This is a genomic window from Bacillus sp. P4_D3 (genome assembly GCF_056401855.1).
Map to the genome: position 1 here is coordinate 1 of NZ_JBFUIN010000577.1, position 1978 is coordinate 1978.

1 protein-coding gene and 2 pseudogenes are annotated in these 1978 nt (G+C 31.2%); all 3 read left to right on the forward strand.

Going from position 1 to position 1978, the window contains the following annotated elements; all coding sequences use genetic code 11:
* A pseudogene (locus tag AC1DTM_RS24240) lies at window positions 1-424 on the forward strand (DUF3952 domain-containing protein); the annotation flags it as partial.
* Between the two features lie 100 nt (window positions 425-524).
* Window positions 525-1319 carry a hypothetical protein gene (locus AC1DTM_RS24245; RefSeq protein WP_477001083.1) on the forward strand — a complete coding sequence of 265 codons (795 nt, stop codon included), beginning with the start codon at window positions 525-527 and terminating at the stop codon, window positions 1317-1319.
* 199 nt (window positions 1320-1518) lie between these two features.
* A pseudogene (locus AC1DTM_RS24250) lies at window positions 1519-1978 on the forward strand (DUF3952 domain-containing protein); the annotation flags it as partial.

Consider the following 1978-nt stretch of genomic DNA (forward strand, 5'->3'; position numbering starts at 1 on the left):
GGTGAAAAGTCCGGATTCAAATCTAGATGTTTCATACGTGAACTTAATTGTAAATCGTTTAAATGGGATAGGGAAACTAAAGATGAAGCCCGAGGATGATATAAAAAAGTTTGATCAGCCTAATTCAGTGGGATATCGACTAACTGAATCTGAATTTAAAAATATTATTAATAATAAATTAAAGATACAATACGATGAATTTGATGGAGCAACAATCGTATTGCACCTGGATGCCCCAAAAAATCCAAAACAAATTTTGCAAATGAGGATAGATATAGACTTTAAAGAAAAGAATGAGGATGGAAAATTAGTAGAAAATATGTTCCAAATAATAACGTATTTTAATAGAAAACAGGATAATTACCAAGATGCGAGACAGGAATATTTAAAATATAAGGCGCAGTACAACAAAAGAGATGGTTAAGAGTGGCGATGAAAATAAAAAGGTGTGAAATTAGTGACTAAGAAAATTGCATCTTTATTTTGGTAATATACTATAGTTCGGGGAAAGGTGGAGTTAACAAATGTGGAAYATAAAAGAARAAGATTTAGATGAATTTAAAATAACATGTAGACATCGTTTAAGCCCTGAAGGAGCTATGTTGTTTATGTTTGGTGGAATGCTTTATAGTTCGTTATTAATGCTTTTTATTTTTGGAGCATTAATTAGATTTGGCTGGGATTACTATCCGACTCTTTTTGACACTGTAATAGTCAGAATGGAATTGTTGTTATATAGCCTACAAGTAATCTTTTTTATTATATATCTGATCCCTAAGGTACGTTTTAAATTTCAAAAGCTCCAGGCATTGGTGATATTATTATATGCGTTTCAGTTAGGTACTATAGGTCTTACGGCATTTGTTCTTCCAGGGATGAGTAATTATTCTATTAATTTTATTACGCTTATTTATGTAGGTTTACTAGTATTAGGAGCAATACTTGTTCATGGTGTAACAACAGTTGATACTTTTAAACAAGCAAGTAAAGGTGCATTTAGTATGGGAGAAAGATCTACTTCATTTTTTAATAAGGCAAAGAAAAATGTAATGTTTGGTGTGGCAATTTATGTACTAATTCTTCTTGTTTTAATTTATGTACAAAATAATTACTCATTGAGCATAATGTTTGGTTACTTTATATTTACGTTCATTATGTACGCGRTAGCCATAGGCGCAGCWGAGTTCCAATTATTAGCCTATTGYAGATTTAAATTTCCRTCATTTTATATTTCRTGGGARGAACATGAAAGRGAACGYCAGGAATTCTTAAAGCGTTATAAAGAGAGAGAGGAAAAGMAAGCSAAAGAAATAAAATAAGTTTTGGTTTCTGAAAATTCGAAYAGAWTATATAAGCAATWAAGRATTGTATAWAAATCGATGCTAWTAAAAATTAAAGTATCTTCAATATAATCTGTATGAGTAAATAAATACCRRTAAGTAMAGGTGAAGTGTATTACTTTCCAAAAGGGAACATAATGAACYTAAAAATGCCTAGAGAAATCAACGGGGTGTCAGTATGAAGTTAAAGAAGAAAYCTAAGATGATGATAGTTCTGTCAATAGTAKCAAGTTTATTAAGTGGATGTGGTTTTGGGGAGACGAAGATAGAGTATGAGAGATTAGTAAAGGCRTTGGATGAAGGKGATATGAAGACGGTTATGTCTGCGAGTGATGATGGGTATGCKTATGTGAAAGAAGAGGTTAGGGATAGCACGTTTGGGGCGGAAAATGATAATCGCATTAGCGTTGTATATCAAACAACAGGAGGAGTATACAATATTAAAGAAAAAAGTTCTATGGAACAACTTTGCAAGAAATTGCTAGTTCATTAAATAGTGAGCAAAAAAAAGAAGAGATTGTATATAGAACTAGTATTAAATATGAAGATAATCAATCAAAAAGTCCAGATCAAAATTTGGATGTTTCGAATGTTCGATTTATATTTAATAGATTAAAGGGAATAGATAGTTTAAGACC